The sequence below is a fragment of the Shinella lacus genome, from assembly GCF_010994755.1.
Classification (GTDB): Bacteria; Pseudomonadota; Alphaproteobacteria; order Rhizobiales; family Rhizobiaceae; genus Shinella; species Shinella lacus.
In genome coordinates, this window is record NZ_WHSB02000006.1 from 68066 (window position 1) to 85546 (window position 17481).

General features: G+C 65.0%; 17 protein-coding genes and 1 tRNA gene. 8 read left to right on the forward strand and 10 right to left on the reverse strand.

Features of this window, described 5'->3' with window-relative positions; all coding sequences use genetic code 11:
- Positions 1-10 precede the first annotated feature (10 nt).
- The 4 genes from GB927_RS17265 to GB927_RS17280 are packed head-to-tail and all read right to left on the reverse strand — an operon-like array spanning position 11 to position 3220.
- Positions 11-529, reverse strand: a complete 519-nt coding sequence (locus GB927_RS17265; RefSeq protein WP_256118437.1) for a chemotaxis protein CheW — start codon at positions 527-529, stop codon at positions 11-13.
- A complete protein-coding gene (locus GB927_RS17270) occupies positions 526-2529 on the reverse strand; it encodes a chemotaxis protein CheA (protein ID WP_256118438.1) in 2004 nt (667 codons plus the stop codon). The genes GB927_RS17265 and GB927_RS17270 overlap by 4 nt, the downstream gene beginning before the upstream one ends.
- Positions 2526-2894, reverse strand: coding sequence for a response regulator (locus tag GB927_RS17275; protein WP_256118439.1), 369 nt, complete (start codon positions 2892-2894; stop codon positions 2526-2528). Before GB927_RS17275 ends, GB927_RS17270 begins: the two co-directional genes overlap by 4 nt.
- Positions 2894-3220, reverse strand: a complete 327-nt coding sequence (locus tag GB927_RS17280) for a hypothetical protein (RefSeq protein WP_256118440.1) — start codon at positions 3218-3220, stop codon at positions 2894-2896. Before GB927_RS17280 ends, GB927_RS17275 begins: the two co-directional genes overlap by 1 nt.
- 393 nt (positions 3221-3613) lie before the next feature.
- On the opposite strand from GB927_RS17280, the gene GB927_RS17285 reads away from it, so the two are divergent.
- The 4 genes from GB927_RS17285 (at position 3614) to modC (ending at position 8220) form a co-directional block, all read left to right on the forward strand.
- The gene (locus GB927_RS17285) at positions 3614-5311 is read left to right on the forward strand and encodes a chemotaxis protein (protein WP_256118441.1); all 1698 of its coding nucleotides are present in this window, start codon (positions 3614-3616) and stop codon (positions 5309-5311) included.
- Positions 5312-5482: 171 nt separating this feature from the next.
- Positions 5483-6256 carry a molybdate ABC transporter substrate-binding protein gene (gene modA, locus GB927_RS17290; RefSeq protein ID WP_256118442.1) on the forward strand — a complete coding sequence of 258 codons (774 nt, stop codon included), beginning with the start codon at positions 5483-5485 and terminating at the stop codon, positions 6254-6256.
- Positions 6257-6448: 192 nt separating this feature from the next.
- Positions 6449-7150 carry a molybdate ABC transporter permease subunit gene (gene modB, locus GB927_RS17295; protein ID WP_256118443.1) on the forward strand — a complete coding sequence of 234 codons (702 nt, stop codon included), beginning with the start codon at positions 6449-6451 and terminating at the stop codon, positions 7148-7150.
- Positions 7147-8220 carry a molybdenum ABC transporter ATP-binding protein gene (gene modC, locus GB927_RS17300; protein WP_256118444.1) on the forward strand — a complete coding sequence of 358 codons (1074 nt, stop codon included), beginning with the start codon at positions 7147-7149 and terminating at the stop codon, positions 8218-8220. Before modB ends, modC begins: the two co-directional genes overlap by 4 nt.
- Positions 8221-8322: 102 nt before the next feature.
- On the opposite strand, the gene GB927_RS17305 is transcribed toward modC, so the two are convergent.
- Positions 8323-8682, reverse strand: coding sequence for a winged helix-turn-helix domain-containing protein (locus GB927_RS17305; protein ID WP_256118445.1), 360 nt, complete (start codon positions 8680-8682; stop codon positions 8323-8325).
- Positions 8683-8795: 113 nt separating this feature from the next.
- The gene (aptA, locus tag GB927_RS17310; protein ID WP_256118446.1) at positions 8796-10133 is read right to left on the reverse strand and encodes an omega-aminotransferase AptA; all 1338 of its coding nucleotides are present in this window, start codon (positions 10131-10133) and stop codon (positions 8796-8798) included.
- Positions 10134-10277: 144 nt separating this feature from the next.
- Between aptA and GB927_RS17315 the strand changes: the two genes are divergently transcribed.
- A complete protein-coding gene (locus GB927_RS17315; protein ID WP_256118447.1) occupies positions 10278-10826 on the forward strand; it encodes a cupin domain-containing protein in 549 nt (182 codons plus the stop codon).
- A 47-nt stretch (positions 10827-10873) separates the two neighbouring features.
- On the opposite strand, the gene GB927_RS17320 is transcribed toward GB927_RS17315, so the two are convergent.
- From GB927_RS17320 to GB927_RS17330, 3 genes are all read right to left on the reverse strand, one after another.
- Positions 10874-11062, reverse strand: coding sequence for a YegP family protein (locus GB927_RS17320; RefSeq protein ID WP_256118448.1), 189 nt, complete (start codon positions 11060-11062; stop codon positions 10874-10876).
- Positions 11063-11157: 95 nt separating this feature from the next.
- Positions 11158-12915: an adenylate/guanylate cyclase domain-containing protein gene (locus tag GB927_RS17325; protein WP_256118736.1), complete on the reverse strand. Its 1758-nt coding sequence runs from the start codon at positions 12913-12915 to the stop codon at positions 11158-11160.
- A 201-nt stretch (positions 12916-13116) separates the two neighbouring features.
- Positions 13117-13190: transfer RNA gene (locus GB927_RS17330), tRNA-Gln, on the reverse strand.
- A 236-nt stretch (positions 13191-13426) separates the two neighbouring features.
- On the opposite strand from GB927_RS17330, the gene GB927_RS17335 reads away from it, so the two are divergent.
- From GB927_RS17335 to GB927_RS17345, 3 genes are read left to right on the forward strand one after another with little or no spacing between them, the layout of a single operon-like run.
- Entirely contained in the window at positions 13427-14968 is a 1542-nt protein-coding gene (locus GB927_RS17335) for a Ppx/GppA phosphatase family protein (RefSeq protein WP_256118449.1), read from the forward strand.
- A complete protein-coding gene (locus tag GB927_RS17340; RefSeq protein ID WP_256118450.1) occupies positions 14965-15681 on the forward strand; it encodes an RlmE family RNA methyltransferase in 717 nt (238 codons plus the stop codon). Before GB927_RS17335 ends, GB927_RS17340 begins: the two co-directional genes overlap by 4 nt.
- Positions 15681-16064: a VOC family protein gene (locus tag GB927_RS17345; protein ID WP_256118451.1), complete on the forward strand. Its 384-nt coding sequence runs from the start codon at positions 15681-15683 to the stop codon at positions 16062-16064. The genes GB927_RS17340 and GB927_RS17345 overlap by 1 nt, the downstream gene beginning before the upstream one ends.
- A 3-nt stretch (positions 16065-16067) precedes the next feature.
- Here GB927_RS17345 and GB927_RS17350 read toward each other — a convergent pair whose 3' ends face one another.
- The gene (locus tag GB927_RS17350; RefSeq protein WP_256118452.1) at positions 16068-17471 is read right to left on the reverse strand and encodes a DHA2 family efflux MFS transporter permease subunit; all 1404 of its coding nucleotides are present in this window, start codon (positions 17469-17471) and stop codon (positions 16068-16070) included.
- Positions 17472-17481: the final 10 nt, after the last annotated feature.

The window sequence follows — 17481 nt, forward strand, 5'->3', positions numbered from 1 at the left end:
TCCTGATGTCCTAGTTCGGCACTTGGGCCGCACCGGTGCGATCTCGCTTGGAGGAAAAAATCGCGTGTAAATTGGGAACGATAATGAATTCGCCGCCCCGCTTGACGAGGCAATTAATGTAGTCGGCGCGCCAGCGCATGCCGACGCTCGGCGGCGGCTCGCTCGCAAGTTTCGGCAGGGTCGTGACTTCGTTGACCTTGTCGGTGCGCAGACCGATCAGCGTCGCCTCGTCGTCGAGATCGAGCTCGATGACGACGATGCGGCTGTCGATGGTGGTTTCCGTCGCGTCCATGCCGAAGGCAAGGCGGATATCGGCAAGCGGAATGACCTTGCCGCGGAAGTTGATGACGCTGGAAACGAAAGATTTGCTGCCGGGAACATGGGTTTCCGGCAAAAGATCGAGGATTTCCTGCACGACGATCGCCTCGATGGCAAAGGTCTCGCCGTTCAGGTTGAAGGTGAGGACAGAGAGTTCTTCCTCGCCGCCCCATATTGTCTCGTAGTCGAGTTTTCGTGCCGCTTCGCTCATCCTGCCGCCCGCAATTGCGCCTCCTGATGTTGTCCGACTGCGATGAGGTGCGTGACGTCGAGGATCAGGGCGACGCTGCCGTCGCCGAGGATGGTCGCGCCCGAGAAGGTGACGACGTCATGGTGCAGTTTGGACATGGATTTGATGACTGTCTGGTGGTCGCCGATGATCTGGTCGACGACGAGGCCGACGCGCTCCGAGCCCGTCGAGATGACGACGACCTTCTGGTGCTGATCGGGCTCGGTGCCGGTTCTGAACAGTTCCCGCAGCCGAAGGAACGGCACGAGGCTGTCGCGCAGCGAGATGAAGCTGCGCCCGCGCGAGCGAAGATCGTCTTCGAGCGACAGTTCGAGGCATTCCTCGACCGCCGAAAGCGGGATGACGTAGCAGCCCTGGCCGACGCGCACGAGAAGACCCTCGATGATGGCAAGCGTCAGCGGAATGCGCAGCGAGACGGTCGAGCCTTCGCCCGGCTTGCTGACGATGTCGATCGTGCCGCGCAGCGCCTCCACCGTCTTCTTCACCACGTCCATGCCGACACCGCGGCCGGACAGGTTGGTGACCGCCTGGGCGGTGGAGAAGCCGGGCTGGAAGATCAGCTGGAGCAGGTCCTGGTCGGTGAGGGTAGCGCCCGGCTGGATGATGCCGGAGGATTCCGCCTTGGCGCGAACCCGCTCGCGGTTGATGCCGCGGCCGTCGTCCTTGATGGTGATGATGACCTCGCCGCCCGTCTGGTGTGCGGAAAGGATGACCTGGCCCTTCGCCTCCTTGCCGGCGGCAAGGCGCTCTTCCGGCTTTTCGAGGCCGTGGTCGATCGAGTTGCGCACGAGGTGGACGAGCGGATCGGCGAGCCGGTCGATGACCGTCTTGTCGACCTCGGTGGTCTCGCCCTCGGTGATGAGTTCGATTTCCTTACCGGTCTCGCGGGAAAGATCGTGCACGAGGCGGCGGAAGCGGCTGAAGAGGCTCGCGACCGGCATCATGCGCAGCACCATCATCGTGTCGCGCAACTCGCCGGAAAGCCGCTCGATTTCTTCCGAGACGGAGCGCAGGCCGAGATCGGCCGCGGTGCCGGCAAGCTGGGTGAGGCGGGACTGGGCGATGACGAGCTCGCCGACGCGGTCCATCATCTCGTCGAGCCGTTCGGCCGGAACGCGGACGTTTTCGGCGGACTTGTTCTGCTTGGAATCGTTGGCCGCCTGGATCGCCGGCGCCTCGCGCTCGGCAACGACCACGGCCTTGGCGGCGGGAGTTTCTACCGGCTTCGGTGCCGCAGCCGGCTTTTCGCCAGCGATTTCCGCGATCTCCAGTTCCATGTCGTCCATCACGAAGATGAAGACGTCTTCGATGTCGGCGCGCGGCCGATCGGTTTTTAGCGCCACGTCCCAGCCGAGATGCATGTCGCGCGGCTCGAGCGTCGCGAGGTCCGGCACCTGCGAGATGTCGGCGACGATCTTGCAATCGCCGAGATCGCGCATTTCGTCGAGCAGGCCGAGCGGGTTGGTGCCGTTCGCCATGGCATTGGCCGGCAGGCGGAAGCGGATGCGCCATTCACGCATGCCGCCGGCGTCTTCCTTGACGGGCGCGGCAGCCGTGGCGGCGACCGCCACCGGGGCAGGGGAGCCGGCGCCGTTGACGGCGCGGTGCAGGTTGTCGAGCAGGCTGGTGCTCATCGCATCATGGTCGCCGTTCGGCGTTTCCAAGAGCGCACGCATGTGGTCCTGCGCCGAAAGCACGGCCGAAACCAGCTCGTGCGTGGCGGGCACGTCGCCCTTGCGCACCCGGTCGAAGGCGGTCTCGCAATGGTGGGTAAAGGCGGCGAGCGCGTCGAAGCCGAACATCGCGCCCGAACCCTTCAGCGTGTGAAGGCCGCGGAAGACGGCGTCGATCTGGTCGCGGTCGTCGAGGCTGCGCGTCAGATCCAGAAGGCCGGACTCGATCTGTTCCAGCAGTTCGGCGGCTTCTGTCCGGAAGACTGAGATCGGGTCCGGGTTGCTCATTTGCCCAGCACCTTCTTGGCGATCTTGACGAGGCTTTCCGGATCGAACGGCTTGGTGAGCCAGCCGGTGGCACCGGCGGCTTTCGCCTGGGCCTTCAGCTCGCCGTCGGATTCGGTGGTGAGGAAGATGACCGGAACGCCTGTGTGCGCGGGCAGCTTGCGCAGCTCGCGGATCATCGTCAGGCCGTCCATGTTCGGCATGTTCAGGTCGGTAACGACGAGGTCGTATTCGCCGCCCTTCAGCTTGTTCAGGCCGTCGACGCCGTCGACCGCTTCGGTCACGGTGTAGCCGGCATTGGAAAGGGTGACGCGCGTTGTCAGCCGGATGCTGGCGGAATCGTCAACGGTCAAGATCTTCGCGGTCATCAATTCTTCTCCTGATGCAACCAGAAATGCGCGGCGTCCGGCGTCATGTCATCGAGGAAGCCGCCGCGCCTCAGCACGTCGTAAAGGTCTCCGGCAGCGGGCCGGGCAAGTAGAATGCGCCCCGCCTTCATCTCTGCCTGTTTGCGGGCCGCCGTAATGAGCTGCACGAAGCTGAGATCGACCTGCGCTTCTTCATCAATATCCAGAGTCGCGGACGTGTTTCTATTCAAGCAGTCCAAGATCAACTCTCGAACTGCCACTATATTCTTGATGGTGAGGGTCGTCGGTAAGGTTAACGACGTGTCACCCGGCAGGGTTGATGACATGGAGGCCTCGATAATCGTTCCGGGACAAAGTATTTCCCGCGCCAGATTCCCAAGTCACGCTTAATGAAGGGTAAAGTTCGGTTGCTAATTTCATCCATTGGTAGATAACTGCACGTATCTACACCGCCTCACGTATGGGGAGGAAAATCAAACAAGCCTTTGTTTTAATAAACTAATTCAATAAATTAAATATAAGTAATATCATTTATAAATCCCTAATTCTAGGGATGCCTGCATCTTCGGGTAGTGGCGCCGAAATCGACCTGCCGCGGCGGGACTCCTTTAGATAAGGCATTGCGAATTTACTGGGCGTTACATTGTTCGCCCTAGGGTGCCGCTCACGGGTTCTTGTGAGTGGGGTATGGCGTGTCAGGAATAACAAGCGCAAAGCGCGTGGAGCGACAAACGGCTGAGACGGAACTCGTGTCGCGCCTCGAAGGAGCCCGCTCGCGCATCGAGCAGCGGTTCCTTGATGGCGGCGTCGTCCTGCTCAACGTGCTCGATGTCCTTAACCGTCTGGTTGCATCGCTGGAGAACCTCTCCGGCTCGCTGGGCGACGAGGCCGCCGAGGCGACGATCGGCCAGCTCGTGGCAACCGTCGACCAGCTCACAGCGCTTCCCGGCATCGAGGAGATGCGCCAGCAGCGCCTCGGCAATGTCGCGGTGACGGAAAAGTCGCTCGGCGGCTATATTGCCGACATGCAGGAGACCCTGCGCTACCTCCGCACCTTCGCCACGACCGCAAAAATCACCGGCGCCGCCATTCCGGACTTTTCCGGCTTTGCGGAAGAAATCCTCGAACGCATTCAATACGGCAGGACCCAGGTCGACGCGCTCGGCACCAAGATCGGCACGCTGAGCAGCGTGATCGGCAGCGCCTCGACCGGGGGCGGGGAGGCACTCGAACGGTTCCGCCGCAGCGTGCCGGATATTGCCGGCAACCTGTCGCGCAATGCCGGCGACCTCACGGCGCAGCGCCGCCACCTTTCGCAGCTCGCCGCCAAGGTCGGCGCCTCGGCACGCCATGTGCAGACCAAGGTCGCGACCACGCTCTCGGCCATGCAGATCGGCGACATTACCCGCCAGCGCATCGAACATTGCCAGTCCGCCTTCACCTTTCTGGACGACTATCTGGCCGCCGGAACGCTCGACGCGGAGGCGGCCGGCCGGCTGACCGCGCTTGTGCGCCATCTCGTCCATGCGCAGCTCGGCGAGATCGCCCGCGATTTTGCGCGCGAGTGCAAGACGGTCGTCAGCACGATCCGCAGTTTCGGCGCCGATATCGACGGCTTGATGATGCTCTACGGAGACATGGACGCCGCCGACGGCAAGTCGGCCGACCGCGCCATGCGCATCCTGGAGGCCGATATTGCCGCGGCGCGTGCCGTCGTGCGCGACATCGAGCAGGCCGCCGACAAGGCCAATGCGCTCGGCCACAGCACGGTCGAGACCGTGCGCGAACTGTTGAAGGGCGTCGAGACGATCAAGCTGGTGCGCACCGACATCCAGTACATGGCGCTCAACACCAACCTGCGCTGCAGCAAGCTCGGCGAGGAGGGACGCGCGATCAACGTCGTGACGGCTGAACTGCGCACCTTCTCCACGCGGCTCGACGAGACGGCGGAACATATCCTCGTCGCCCTGCAATCGCTGGAAGACGATGCCGGCAGGCTGAGCGAGGCAGGCGCCAGCGCCGGCGGCTCGCTGGATGCGCATCTGGAAGAGGCGCTCGACCATATCCGCCGCGCGGGCGACCGCATGGAAGAAGACATGACGGCGCTGCGTGCCTGCGGCGCGGACGTTTCCGCCAAGGCGGGCCGCACCATCGCCGACCTCGATTTCAACGCCGAACTCGGCGACGTGCTGGCGGATTGCTCGGCCCGCGCCGGCGACCTCCTCGGCCACGAGCTTCCCGATCTGTCGGGCCTTGACGAGGCGCTCGCCGATCTCGGCAGCCGGATTTCCCGCACCTACACCATGGTTTCCGAGCGCGAGGTGCATGCCCGCATCTTCGGCACGCCGATGGAAGCGCCCGCCGCACCGGCGGCTGCGAAGACGGACGACGAACTGTTCGACGACGCATTGTTCTAGGCGGTCAAATTTCCCTGTGAATTCCACGACTTCGCCGGACGGTCTTCACGGCCGTTTGGCGGTGGTCTGTTTCCCTGTATTTTTGAAAATATAGCGCTGGCAAAGCCGGAAGCGCCGATATATTCAAGGGGATATCACGCTGCCCGAAGGCAGGAATAAGGGAGAACAGGAATGAACCGTCGTCTGCTTCTGAAACTCGTCGTCGCCGCCTTCGCGGCGTTCCCGCTTGCCCTGCCGGCCGCCGCCGCGGAAAAGGTCACCGTCTTCGCCGCCGCCAGCCTCAAGAACGCGCTCGATGCGGCCAATGCCGCCTGGTCGAAGGAAACCGGCAACGAGACGACGGTCTCCTATGCCGCAAGCTCGGCGCTCGCCAAGCAGATCGAGGCCGCAGCACCCGCCGATCTCTTCATCTCGGCCGACCTTGCCTGGATGGATTACGTTGCTGAAAAGAAACTGATCAAGGACGACACGCGCGTCAACCTGCTCGGCAACCGCATCGTGCTCGTCGCGCCGAAGGACAAGGCATCGACCGTCGAGATCAAGGAAGGCTTCGACCTCGCCGGCCTCGTCGGTGACGGCAAGCTCGCCATGGGCGCGGTCGAAACCGTGCCGGCCGGCAAATACGGCAAGGCGGCGCTCGAAAAGCTCGGCGTCTGGTCGTCGGTCGAAGGCAAGGTTGCCGGTGCCGAAAGCGTGCGTGCGGCGCTCGCCCTCGTCTCGCGCGGCGAGGCGCCCTACGGCATCGTCTACCAGACGGATGCCGCTGCCGATCCGGGCGTCGCCGTCGTCGGCACCTTCCCGGAAGACAGCCATCCGCCGATCATCTACCCGGTCGCCATCCTGAACGAATCGAAGAGCGCCGCAGCGGCCGCCTATCTCGACTTCCTGAAGTCCGACAAGGCCGCCCCCTTCTTCACCGAACAGGGCTTCTCGATCCTGAAGTAAGACGAGCCTCGCGACAGCCCCGGGCGCTAAACCCGGGGCTTCGTTTGTCGGGAAGTCCCAAACCCCGCACACGGCATCCGTGGCATGGATGGTCGGGTTAGGCCCGACCATGACGGACATGAGGTTTGGGTCTTGTCGACGGTCCGGCCCCGGTTCAATCTCCGGGGCTTCCGGCATTTCGAAGGAACCGACGTGGACTGGCTTGCCTTGAGCGACGAGGAATGGACGGCGATCCGGCTGAGCCTCAGGGTCTCGGCGGTTGCGGTCCTCGTCAGCCTGCCGCTCGGCATTCTGGTCGCCCTGGCGCTCGCCCGCGGCCGCTTCTGGGGCAAGTCGATCCTCAACGGCATCGTGCACATGCCGCTGATCCTGCCGCCGGTCGTTACCGGCTTCCTGCTGCTCGTGCTGTTCGGCCGGCGCGGTGCCATCGGCTCGGTGCTCGACGAATGGTTCGGCATCGTGCTGTCCTTCCGCTGGACGGGCGCGGCGCTTGCCTGCGGCGTCATGGGCTTTCCGTTGATGGTGCGCTCCATCCGGCTTTCCATCGAGGCCGTCGACCGCAAGCTGGAGGAGGCGGCCGGCACGCTGGGTGCGAGCCCGCTCTGGGTCTTCCTCACCGTCACCCTGCCGCTGATCCTGCCCGGCGTCATCGCCGGCGTGATCCTCGCCTTCGCGAAAGCCATGGGCGAGTTCGGCGCGACCATCACCTTCGTCTCCAACATTCCCGGCGAGACCCAGACCCTGTCTGCCGCCATCTACACCTTCACCCAGGTGCCCGGTGGGGACGCCGGCGCCATGCGCCTCACCCTCGTTGCGATCGCGATCTCCATGGTCGCGTTGCTCGCCTCCGAAGTGCTGGCGCAACGCATCGGCCGCAAGGTGAACCTCGAATGAGCCTCGTCGTCGAAGCCCGCCACCGGCTCGGCGATTTTTCGCTGGATGCCGCCTTCAGCGCCGATGGCGGCGTTACCGCGCTGTTCGGCCGCTCCGGCTCGGGAAAGACCTCGCTGGTCCGCATCATCGCCGGCCTGACGCGCCCGGAGGAAGGCCGCGTGCTGCTCGGCGACGAGGTGCTGGTCGATACCGCGCGGCGCATCTTCGTTCCCGCCCACCGCCGCCGCTTCGGCTACGTCTTCCAGGAGGCGCGCCTCTTCCCGCACCTCACGGTCCGCCAGAACCTCAATTACGGCCGCTGGTTCTCGCCGAAAGGCGCACGCGCGGAAAATCCGGAACGCATCGTCGACTTGCTCGGCATCGCCGACCTGCTCGATCGCCAGCCGAACAACCTTTCCGGCGGGGAAAAGCAGCGCGTCGCCATCGGCCGCGCGCTGCTCGCGTCACCCCGCCTGCTGCTGATGGACGAGCCGCTCGCCGCGCTCGACGAGGAGCGCAAGGCGGAAATCCTGCCTTATCTGGAACGCCTGCGCGACGAGGTGGGCATTCCCATCGTCTATGTCAGCCATTCGGTGGCAGAGGTCGCGCGCCTGGCCGACCGGGTGGTGCTGATGGCGGGCGGCCGCATCGAGGCGGTCGGTGCCGCTTCCGACGTGCTGGGCGGCCCGCGCCTGTCGTCCGCCGCCGATCGCCGCGAGGCCGGCAGCGTGCTGTCCGGCCATGTCGAGGCGCGCGACGCCGCCCACGGCCTCGCCACCATCCGCCTCGATGGCGGCGCGACCATCCTCGTGCCGGGGGCTGCCGTTTCGCCCGGCGAGACCGTGCGGCTGCGCATCCCCGCCCGCGACGTCATGGTGGCGACCGTGCGCCCGGAAGGCCTCAGCGCGCTCAACATTCTGGAAGGCATCGTGGAGGCGATCGAGCCGGACGGCGAGGGCATGGCGAGCCTGCGCATCGCCTGCGGCGGCGATCCTGTCCGTGCCCGCATCACCGCATTTTCCGTCGAGCGTCTGGGCCTCGTGCCGGGCCTCTCCGTACACGCCGTCATCAAGACGGTGGCGCTGGAATAGAGCAATTCCAGCAAAAGTGCGTAGCGGTTTGGCGTCCGGAATTGCGTAAAAACAAAAAGATAGAGTGTTTTCGCGATTCGAAGAAAAGCGGAAACGCTCTACTCAGTCGGCGAGCTGCCCGACGATCCAGTCGATATCGTCGGCAAGGGCCGCGCGCGCCTTCTCCTCCATCGCCTGGTAATGCGCGATCAGCGCCTCGCCGAAGGGCGTCAGCACCGCGCCGCCGCCCTGTTTTCCGCCGCGCTGCGATTCCACCACCGGCGCGCGAAACAGCCGGTTCATCTCGTCGACGAGCAGCCAGGCCCGGCGATAGGACATGTCCATCGCCCGCCCACCGGCCGAAATCGAGCCGGTATCCTTGATATGCGAGAGAAGCTGGATCTTGCCCCGGCCGAGGCGCCCCTCCGGCTCGAATTGGAGGCGGAAGATAATTTTCGGTTCGGTCTTGGCGGATGCTGACATGAATGTGGGCCCGTACTGCTACGGGCCCAGCTATAACAGCGTTTTTCGCAAATTGCAGTCGACGCAATTCCAGGAAAAGTGTGAAGCGGTTTTCCTGAAAGTGCGTAAAATATTTAAGCGGCGCGCTTCAACGCATCGCCGAGGATCGAGACGATATCCTCGAAGTGCTGCTTTTCCGCGATCAGCGGCGGCGAGAAGGCGATGATGTCGCCGGTCACGCGGATGAGCAGGCCCTTTTCGAAGCAATCGACGAAGACGTCATAGGCGCGCGTGCCGGGTGCCCCGTCGCGCGAGGCAAGCTCGATGCCGGCGATCAGGCCGATCGTGCGGATGTCGATGATATGCGGCAGGCCCTTCAGCGAATGCATCGCATTCTGCCAGTCGTCCTCAAGCTCGGCGGCACGGGTGAGCAGGCCCTCGTCGCGATAGATGTCGAGCGTCGCGATGCCCGCCGCGCAGGCCGCCGGATGGCCGGAATAGGTGTAGCCATGGAAGATCTCGATGGCGTTTTCCGGCCCATGCATCAGCGCGTCGTGCACCTTGCGGCTGGAGAAGACGGCACCCATCGGGATCGCGCCGTTGGTAAGGCCCTTGGCAGTGGTCACCAGATCCGGCGTGACGCCGAAATAGTTGGTGGCAAAGGATGCGCCGAGACGGCCGAAGCCCGTGATGACTTCGTCGAAGATCAGCAGGATGCCGTGCTTGTCGCAGATCGCGCGCAGCCTTTCGAGGTAACCCTTCGGCGGGATGAGCACGCCGGTGGAGCCGGCAACGGGTTCGACGATGCATGCCGCGATGGTTTCCGCGCCGTGCAGCGCCACCAGCCGCTCCAGATCGTCGGCAAGCTCCGCGCCATGCTCCGGCTGGCCCTTCACGAAGGCGTTCTTCGCCAGGTCATGGGTGTGGCGCAGGTGGTCGGAGCCGGGAAGCTGCGGGAAGACGCGGCGGTTGTTGATGATGCCGCCGACCGAAATGCCGCCGAAACCGACGCCGTGATAGCCGCGCTCGCGGCCGATGAGGCGCGTGCGCGTACCCTGGCCGATCGCCCGCTGGTAGGCGATGGCGATCTTCAGCGCGGTGTCGACCGATTCGGAGCCGGAGCCGGTGTAGAAGATGCGATCGAGCTTGGCGCCGTCCGGGCCGGGGGCGATTTCGGCCAGCCGCTCGGCAAAATCGAAGGCGATCGGATGGCCCATCTGGAAGGAGGGCGCAAAATCCATCTGGGTGAGTTGACGCTCGACGGCTGCGGCAATCTGCCGGCGGCCGTGGCCGGCGTTCACGCACCAGAGTCCGGCCGTGCCGTCCAGCACGCGGCGTCCGTCGGCGCTCGTGTAATACATGCCCTCGGCGGCGGCGAGCAGGCGCGGTGCCGCCTTGAACTGGCGGTTGGCGGTAAAGGGCATCCAGTAGCTGTCGAGCACCGGTGCATTGGGCTTGTTATGGGCGTTCATGGCAGATCTCCTCTGGCTGGGGCGATAGACGCCATGATTTGCGATGCCGAACAAGTCCTTTTCTGGTTGACGTCAAGCTCTTGAAAAGAAAGGATATGGAAGTCAAGAATTGCGATATTCCGAACATCTAGAACAGGAAAGATCATGTCGGTCGATATCGGGGGCAGGCTGCGCCATCTGCGTCTCGCCCACAATCTGTCGCAGCGCGAGCTCGCCAAACGCGCCGGCGTCACCAATTCGACGATCTCGCTGATCGAATCGAACGCCTCTAACCCGTCCGTCGGTGCGCTGAAGCGCATCCTCGACGGCATCCCCATCGGCCTTGCGGAATTCTTCGCCTTCGAGCCGGACCGGCCAAAAAAGGCCTTCTACCGGTCGGATGAACTGGTGGAGATCGGCAAGGGCCCGATCTCCTTCCGCCAGGTCGGCGACAATCTCTTCGGCCGCAGCCTGCAAATCTTGAAAGAGTGCTACCAGCCCGGCGCGGATACTGGAAAGGTGCCGCTGGTGCACGATGGCGAGGAGGGCGGCATCGTGCTCTCCGGCCGGCTGGAGGTGACCGTCGACGACGAGCGCCGCATCCTCGGCCCGGGTGACGCCTATTATTTCGAAAGCCGCCGGCCGCACCGTTTCCGCTGCGTCGGCCCGGTGCCTTGCGAGGTTATCAGCGCCTGCACGCCGCCAACCTTCTGAACGGCAAAAAGCCCGCCGATGGCGGGCTTTTCGAGGGTTAGACCTGATCAGGCCTGCGCTGTCGTCGTGTCTTCGACGGGCGCGCCGGGGCCGTTCTTCTTGATCGAATCGATGGCGTTCTGGGCGCTCGCCTTGCTGGAATAGCCTTCGGTGGAGAACATCACTTCGCTGTTATACTTGAAGCGAACGCGAAACTCGCCAGCCTTGTCCTTGTAGATCTCGAACTTGTGCGCCATGGGTTGTCCCCTCCGTGCAGGTGTGAATCGACATGCGCAACCTGCCAGTCGGGCAAACCGCTGACAAGAGTGCCGTAGATTTCTGTGGTGGAGATTTAGCCGGCCACAGGAGCACCGAGCAGCAAACGAAGCTCCTCGCTTTCGCGAAAACACGCAACCTCGATCGGCTCCTGCTTGCCGGCCAGCAGCACGGGCGCGAAGTCGAAAACCTGCTCCGGGCCGGCCGCCATCAGGATCGCCTCCCGGGAGGCGACCATCGTGGCTTCCAGCCGCTTCGTCTGCGCCTCCAGGCGCGCCGCGACATTGCCGGTATCCCCGAGGAAGGGCATGCCCTCCAGGCCGCCCGTCCATTCCGTGCCCACGACCGCGACCCCGACATGCAGGCCGATGCCGACCCGCAACGGCTCGTTCAGCTCCTGCTGCAGATCCTCGTTCAGGGCATCGATGCCCTCCCACAGGCGCAGCGCCGCGCGAAACGCGTCGCGCGCCGCATCATGCGTCGGGCCGTCGGCGCCGAAGACGCTCATGACGCCATCGCCGGCAATGTTGGTGACATGGCCGCCGCTTTCCCGCACGGCCGTGGAGACGGCCTTGATGTAGCGCTCGACGATGAAGAACGTGTCATAGGGCAGGCGGTCGTCGGCAAGCCGGGTGGATTGGCGCAGATCGACGAAAAGTGCGGCCACCTCGGTTTCCCGGCGGGCGGAGGCAACCTGTGCGAACGCTCCGCCTTTCGTCTGCGCCGCGGTGGCGGAATGCACCAGCGGCACGACGGCGAGGTCGTGTTTGGGCCGGATCTGGCAGGCGAGCCGGATCGATGGCGGCGCCCCGATCCGCCGCAACAGGCGCTCTTCGTCGCCCGCCGCTGCCGGCAAGGCCTCGCCGCCGGCGACGATCTCGACGCGACAGGTCGAACACCGGCCGCGGCCGCCGCAGACGGAGGCATGCGGGATACCGCACCAGCGGCTCGCCTCCAGCACGCTGAAACCGACCGGGACGGAGACGGTGCGCGGGCCGGGATAGGTGATCTTGACCGAGCTGAACCGCGAGGAATGCCAGTCGCGCGCCAAACGCAGCACGAGGATGCTGCCGAGCAGCGCGAGGTAGCCGAGGGTAATCCGGTCGGCAATCGCATTGGCCTGCGCCGTCGCATCGGCGGCGGCCGAACCCGGGGCGTCGTATGCACCCGGCGACAGGTAGTCTATACCGAGGGCGGCAAGCTCGCGCATGTCCAGCCCGGCATTGACGAAGCCGAGGATCGCCAGCACAGGCACCAGCGTCGCGAGCGACATCAGGACCGGAACATGGCGCGCATACCATTGTTTGGTTCGAAGCCAGGCCCGTACGCCAAGACAGCCGTGAATCCACACGGCAAGGATCAGCAGCAACTGCCGCGGCAGGCCAATCTGTGGGTTGGCGACCCACAGCGCATAGATGATCTTGTCGAAGCCGACCCGAGCGTCATAAACGCTTTTCAGATAGGCGATCGAACCGGCATGGGCGAAGAGAACGGCGGGTATCGCAAGGCCGAGAATCAGCTGCACCGCATCGACCGGCGGCAGCCGCAGATGCCGCCGTCGATAGAGCGCGCGCAAGCCGAGCGCGGCATGAATGCTCATCGAGCCGTAGAGCAGCACGCGCCCCGGCGCGCTCTGCCATGGGTCGAAAAGCACCAGGCTCGCCATGTCCATGGCCTCGACGGAGCGGATGCCGAAGGCCTGGTTCACAAGATGCATCGTCGCATAGAGAAACAGGACCAGCCCGGTCCAAAGCCGAAGCCGGCGCAAAAACGCCCTTGAGGCCGCCGGCCGCCCATCGCTTTCGCCGCGAAACCCCTGCCGTGGCGCCCCCACGTCGCTCAAGCAAAAGCCCCGCCAAATCTATCGGCAAACCACTGGCGCATGCACATCATTGACAACAACTCTCGGCGCAGATCCGCTCTTTCCTGAGTCAACTAGTGACTCGGCCCCCGATTGCAACCGGAATCCGGCACCACTCCCCGCGAATGCTAACAGCATTCCGGCAATGAAGGGAAAATATACGGGAGAAGAGATTGGCTGGGGAACCTGGATTCGAACCAAGATTAACGGAGTCAGAGTCCGTCGTTCTACCGTTGAACTATTCCCCAGCAACGGTTCCGGCTGGGCCGGCGCCTGTGAGGCGGGCTTATAAACAAAAGGCGGGGAGATGCAAATGGTTTTTTTGGGAAAATCGTTGCTGGGCTTTTTCGGTCGCAGGTGTCGTCGGTCCGTCATAAAAAGAATTTGGCGAACGGGCCGGGCGCTGGTAGTGTCGCGCCAACGAAGATCGAGAGAGCGCCTGCTTGCAGCTTTATGAGCTTTGCGCGGCGCCATAGGCAGCAACGTGAACGACCCCGACAGCGGCGTGAAGCCGTCCGTTTCCGGGGCGCGAGATGCGGAAGATACGGGGCGTCCGAAGCGGTCGCGCCGTCGCAAGGGAAAACAGAAGGGCGCAACAAGTCCCTCTGCCGTTTCCCTGTCCGCAGGCCAGGCGACCGGTTTGTCCGGATCGGCTGAGCGCCCCAAGGCCAATGAGGCCGGTGATTCCACGCGCAGGAACAAGCGCCGCCGACGCAGTAAAACTGCCGGCAGCGAAAACGTGCGCCCGCTTGCGCCCGTCGGCCAGCGGGAACTTCCCGATCAGGTCACGGCCGAAGGCCGCCGCAACCGCCGCAAGAATCGTGGCAAGAAGGCGCCGCGCGCCGTGCCGCTCGTTGCCGAAGCGGCCGTCGTGCAGCACCCGGCCGTCGAGCAGGCCAACGGAGAGCGGCCGGCCTTCCACATGCCGGAACCGCGGCGCGATTCGGCGGCCCACCGGCCGGCCGATCGCGACGTTTACGATGCGCCGCTTTATGCGGCGCTCGACCTCGGCACCAACAATTGCCGCCTGCTCATCGCCCAGCCGACCCGGCCCGGCCAGTTCCGCGTCGTCGATGCCTTTTCGCGCATCGTGCGGCTTGGCGAGGGCCTGGCTGCGAGCGGACAGCTTTCCGACGAGGCGATGGATCGCTCCGTCGAGGCGCTGAAGATCTGCGCCGCGAAACTGAAGAACCGCAACATCCGCCGCGCGCGCCTCATCGCCACCGAGGCCTGCCGGGCGGCGGTGAACGGCGAAGCGTTCCTGGAGCGGGTGCTGGAAGAGACCGGCCTCGACCTGGAGATCATCAACCGCGAGACGGAAGCGCGGCTGGCGGTGTCCGGCTGCTCCTCGCTCGTCGGGCGGGAGGCGAAGTCGGTCGTGCTGTTCGATATCGGCGGCGGGTCTTCCGAAATCGCGGTCATCCGCATCGGCGATAACCGCTCCAGCCGGCTTGCCAACCACATCACGCACTGGACCTCGCTGCCGGTCGGCGTCGTCACGCTTTCCGAACGTCATGGCGGGCGCGATGTGACGCCCGAGAGCTTTGCGGGCATGGTCTCGGAAGTCGAGGGCATGCTGGCGAATTTCGATTGCCCGGGCGATGTCGCGCGCGCGGCACCCGAGGATTTCCACCTCATCGGCACGTCTGGCACGGTCACGACGCTGGCCGGCGTGCATCTCGACCTGCCGCGATACGATCGCCGCCGGGTGGATGGCGTCTGGCTGTCCGACGACGAAGTGACCGCCATGCAGGCGCGGCTGCTCTCCTGGGATTTTTCCGCCCGCGCCGCCAATCCCTGTATCGGCCCGGACCGGGCGGATCTCGTGCTGGCGGGCTGCGCCATTCTGGAGGCGATCCGCAAGCGCTGGCCATCGCGCCGCATGCGCGTCGCCGACCGGGGCCTGCGCGAAGGCCTGCTCACCGACATGATGGCCGATGACGGCGTCTGGCGCCGCGGCCGCCACCGCCGCAACCATCGCGGCGGCCCCCGCAACCCGGCAAAGCCCGAAGGACAGGCGTCATGACCAAGCCCCCGATCGGCCGCAAGCTCGGCCAGAAGGTCAAGAAGGGCAAGCTCAAGGCGTCGTCCCGCCGCTGGATCGAGCGCCACATCAACGATCCCTATGTGCAGCGCGCCAAGCTGGAAGGCTATCGCGCGCGCGCGGCCTTCAAGCTGCTGGAGATCGACGAGAAGCACCATATCCTCGCCGGCGCCCGCCGCATCATCGACCTTGGTGCCGCACCCGGAAGCTGGTCGCAGATCGCCGCCAAGGTGACGGATTCTACCGATGCCGACCCGCGCGTCGCGGCGATCGACTTTCTGGAGATGGACCCGCTTCCGGGCGTGCGCATCCTTCAGATGGACTTTCTGGAGCCCGATGCGCCGGAAAAGCTTATCGAGGCGGTCGGCGGCACGCCGAACCTGGTGATCTCGGACATGGCGGCGCCGACGACCGGCCACCGCCAGACGGACCATATCCGCACCATGCATCTCTGCGAAGTCGCCGCGCATTTCGCGATCGAGGTTCTGGCCGAGGGCGGGCATTTCCTGGCAAAGACCTTCCAGGGCGGTACGGAGCGCGAGCTGCTCAACCTGCTGAAGCAGAACTTCAAGCAGGTCATCCATGTGAAGCCCGGCGCCTCGCGCACCGAATCGGTGGAGATGTTCCTGCTTGCCAAGGGGTTTAAGGGCCGCAAGGCAAGGGATGAGGCGGCGGCGACGGAAGAAGACGCCTGATGCTGCTCTACACGACCGTCGGCACCAACGACCTGCAACGCGCCGGCCGCTTCTATGACGCCATTCTGCCGCTCATCGGCTATAGCCGGCAGAAGGAGGGGGCGGACGAGATCGGCTATGCGGCGGACGAGGACGTGCGCGCCCGCTTCTGGGTGGTGGAGCCCTTCAACCGTGAACCTGCAACCTTCGGCAACGGCGTGACCATCGCGCTCGTCGCCCCGACCCGCGCGGCAGTCGATGCCTTCCATGCCGCAGCCCTTGCTCAGGGCGGCACCGATGAAGGCGCGCCGGGCCTGCGCCCGTTCCATGCGAATTTCTACGCGGCCTTCATCCGCGACCACGACGGCAACAAGCTTGCCGCCGTCTGCGAACAGCCGGCATAAACCCTACTTCACCGCCGCCGTTTCTTCTGCCTCCAGCCGATGGCCGGAGACCGTGGCGCCGGCATTCTTGGCCATGGCGATGAAGGGGATGACGGCGGTGAGCGTGATCGCCGATATGACCATGAAGGCGATCTGGAAATCACGCAGCTCCAGCGCCGAGCCGGTGAGCGAGGTCTCGATCTCGAGGATCGCGCCGGCCACCGCGACGCCCATGGCAAGGCTGATCTGCTGAAGCACGGCGCTCATCGAGGTCGCCTTGCTGGCGTCCTCGTCCGGGATGTCGGCGAAGGAGAGCGCGTTCACGCTGGTGAAGAAGAAGGAGCGCGCAAAACCCGCGACGAGCAGCACCAGCGCCATGAACCAGAAGGGTGTCGCGGGCGTGAAGAGGCCGTTGACGAAGGTCAGCGCCGTGCCGCAGAGGCAGGCGATGATCAGGGTCGTGCGGAAACCGGCGAAAGTCAGCACGCGCTTGGCGAGGAACTTCGTGGTGAGCGCGCCGACCGCGCCGGTGAAGGTGACGAGGCCGGACTGGAAGGGCGACAGGCCGAAGCCGACCTGCAACATCAGCGGCATGAGGAAAGGCACCGCGCCGACGGAGATGCGAAACAGCGTGCCGCCGACGGACGCCGCGCGAAACGCGCTGTCGCGGAAGAGTTTGAGGTCGAGCAACGGGGCGGGATGGCGCCGCGCATGGCGCACATAGAGCACGCCGCAGAGCAAGCCGACCAGGGTCGAGACGATGCCGATGATCGGCGGCAATGCCGGCAGGCTGACGACCGACAGGCCGAACATCGTGCCCGACGCGGCGACGGCGCTGAGGAAGAAGCCGAGCCAGTCGAGCGGCGGCGGGGCCGCGGCGCGGATTTCCGGCAGGTAGATGCCGGAGAGGATATAGCCGACGATGCCGACCGGCACGTTGATGAGAAAGATCCAGTGCCAGGAGAAATAGGTCGTGATGAAGCCACCGAGCGGCGGGCCGGCGAGCGGGCCGACGAGGGCCGGAATGGTGAGCAGCGCCATGGCCGAGACGAGCTCGGAGCGCGACGTGCTGCGCACCAGAACGAGGCGGGCAACCGGCGTCATCATCGCGCCGCCCATGCCCTGCAGGAAGCGGGAGACGACGAAGGCGACGAGGCTGTCGGCGACGGCACAGAGGATGGAGCCGCCGACGAAGACGAGGATCGCCAGGCGGAAGATGCGCTTGGCACCGAACCGGTCGGCCATCCAGCCGCTCAAGGGAATGAAGGTCGCGAGCGACACCATGTAGGAGGTGAGCGCGAGCTTGAGCGTGATCGGCCCCACCCCCAGGTCCGCGGCGATCGCCGGCAGCGACGTGGAGATGACGGTGGAGTCCATCTGCTCCATGAAGAGCGCGACGGCGAGGATGAGGGGGACGATACGGTTCATCAGGCAATCG

Bases quoted from the DNA above. Each gene is read 5' to 3' on its own strand.
- GB927_RS17340 (WP_256118450.1), top strand. From the start codon at position 14,965: ATGACCAAGCCCCCGATCGGCCGCAAGCTCGGCCAGAAGGTCAAGAAG.
- aptA (WP_256118446.1), bottom strand. From the start codon at position 10,133: ATGAACGCCCATAACAAGCCCAATGCACCGGTGCTCGACAGCTACTGG.
- GB927_RS17305 (WP_256118445.1), bottom strand. From the start codon at position 8,682: ATGTCAGCATCCGCCAAGACCGAACCGAAAATTATCTTCCGCCTCCAA.
- GB927_RS17275 (WP_256118439.1), bottom strand. From the start codon at position 2,894: ATGACCGCGAAGATCTTGACCGTTGACGATTCCGCCAGCATCCGGCTG.
- modA (WP_256118442.1), top strand. From the start codon at position 5,483: ATGAACCGTCGTCTGCTTCTGAAACTCGTCGTCGCCGCCTTCGCGGCG.
- GB927_RS17350 (WP_256118452.1), bottom strand. From the start codon at position 17,471: ATGAACCGTATCGTCCCCCTCATCCTCGCCGTCGCGCTCTTCATGGAG.
- GB927_RS17345 (WP_256118451.1), top strand. From the start codon at position 15,681: ATGCTGCTCTACACGACCGTCGGCACCAACGACCTGCAACGCGCCGGC.
- GB927_RS17315 (WP_256118447.1), top strand. From the start codon at position 10,278: ATGTCGGTCGATATCGGGGGCAGGCTGCGCCATCTGCGTCTCGCCCAC.
- GB927_RS17280 (WP_256118440.1), bottom strand. From the start codon at position 3,220: ATGTCATCAACCCTGCCGGGTGACACGTCGTTAACCTTACCGACGACC.
- GB927_RS17320 (WP_256118448.1), bottom strand. From the start codon at position 11,062: ATGGCGCACAAGTTCGAGATCTACAAGGACAAGGCTGGCGAGTTTCGC.
- modC (WP_256118444.1), top strand. From the start codon at position 7,147: ATGAGCCTCGTCGTCGAAGCCCGCCACCGGCTCGGCGATTTTTCGCTG.
- GB927_RS17270 (WP_256118438.1), bottom strand. From the start codon at position 2,529: ATGAGCAACCCGGACCCGATCTCAGTCTTCCGGACAGAAGCCGCCGAA.
- GB927_RS17265 (WP_256118437.1), bottom strand. From the start codon at position 529: ATGAGCGAAGCGGCACGAAAACTCGACTACGAGACAATATGGGGCGGC.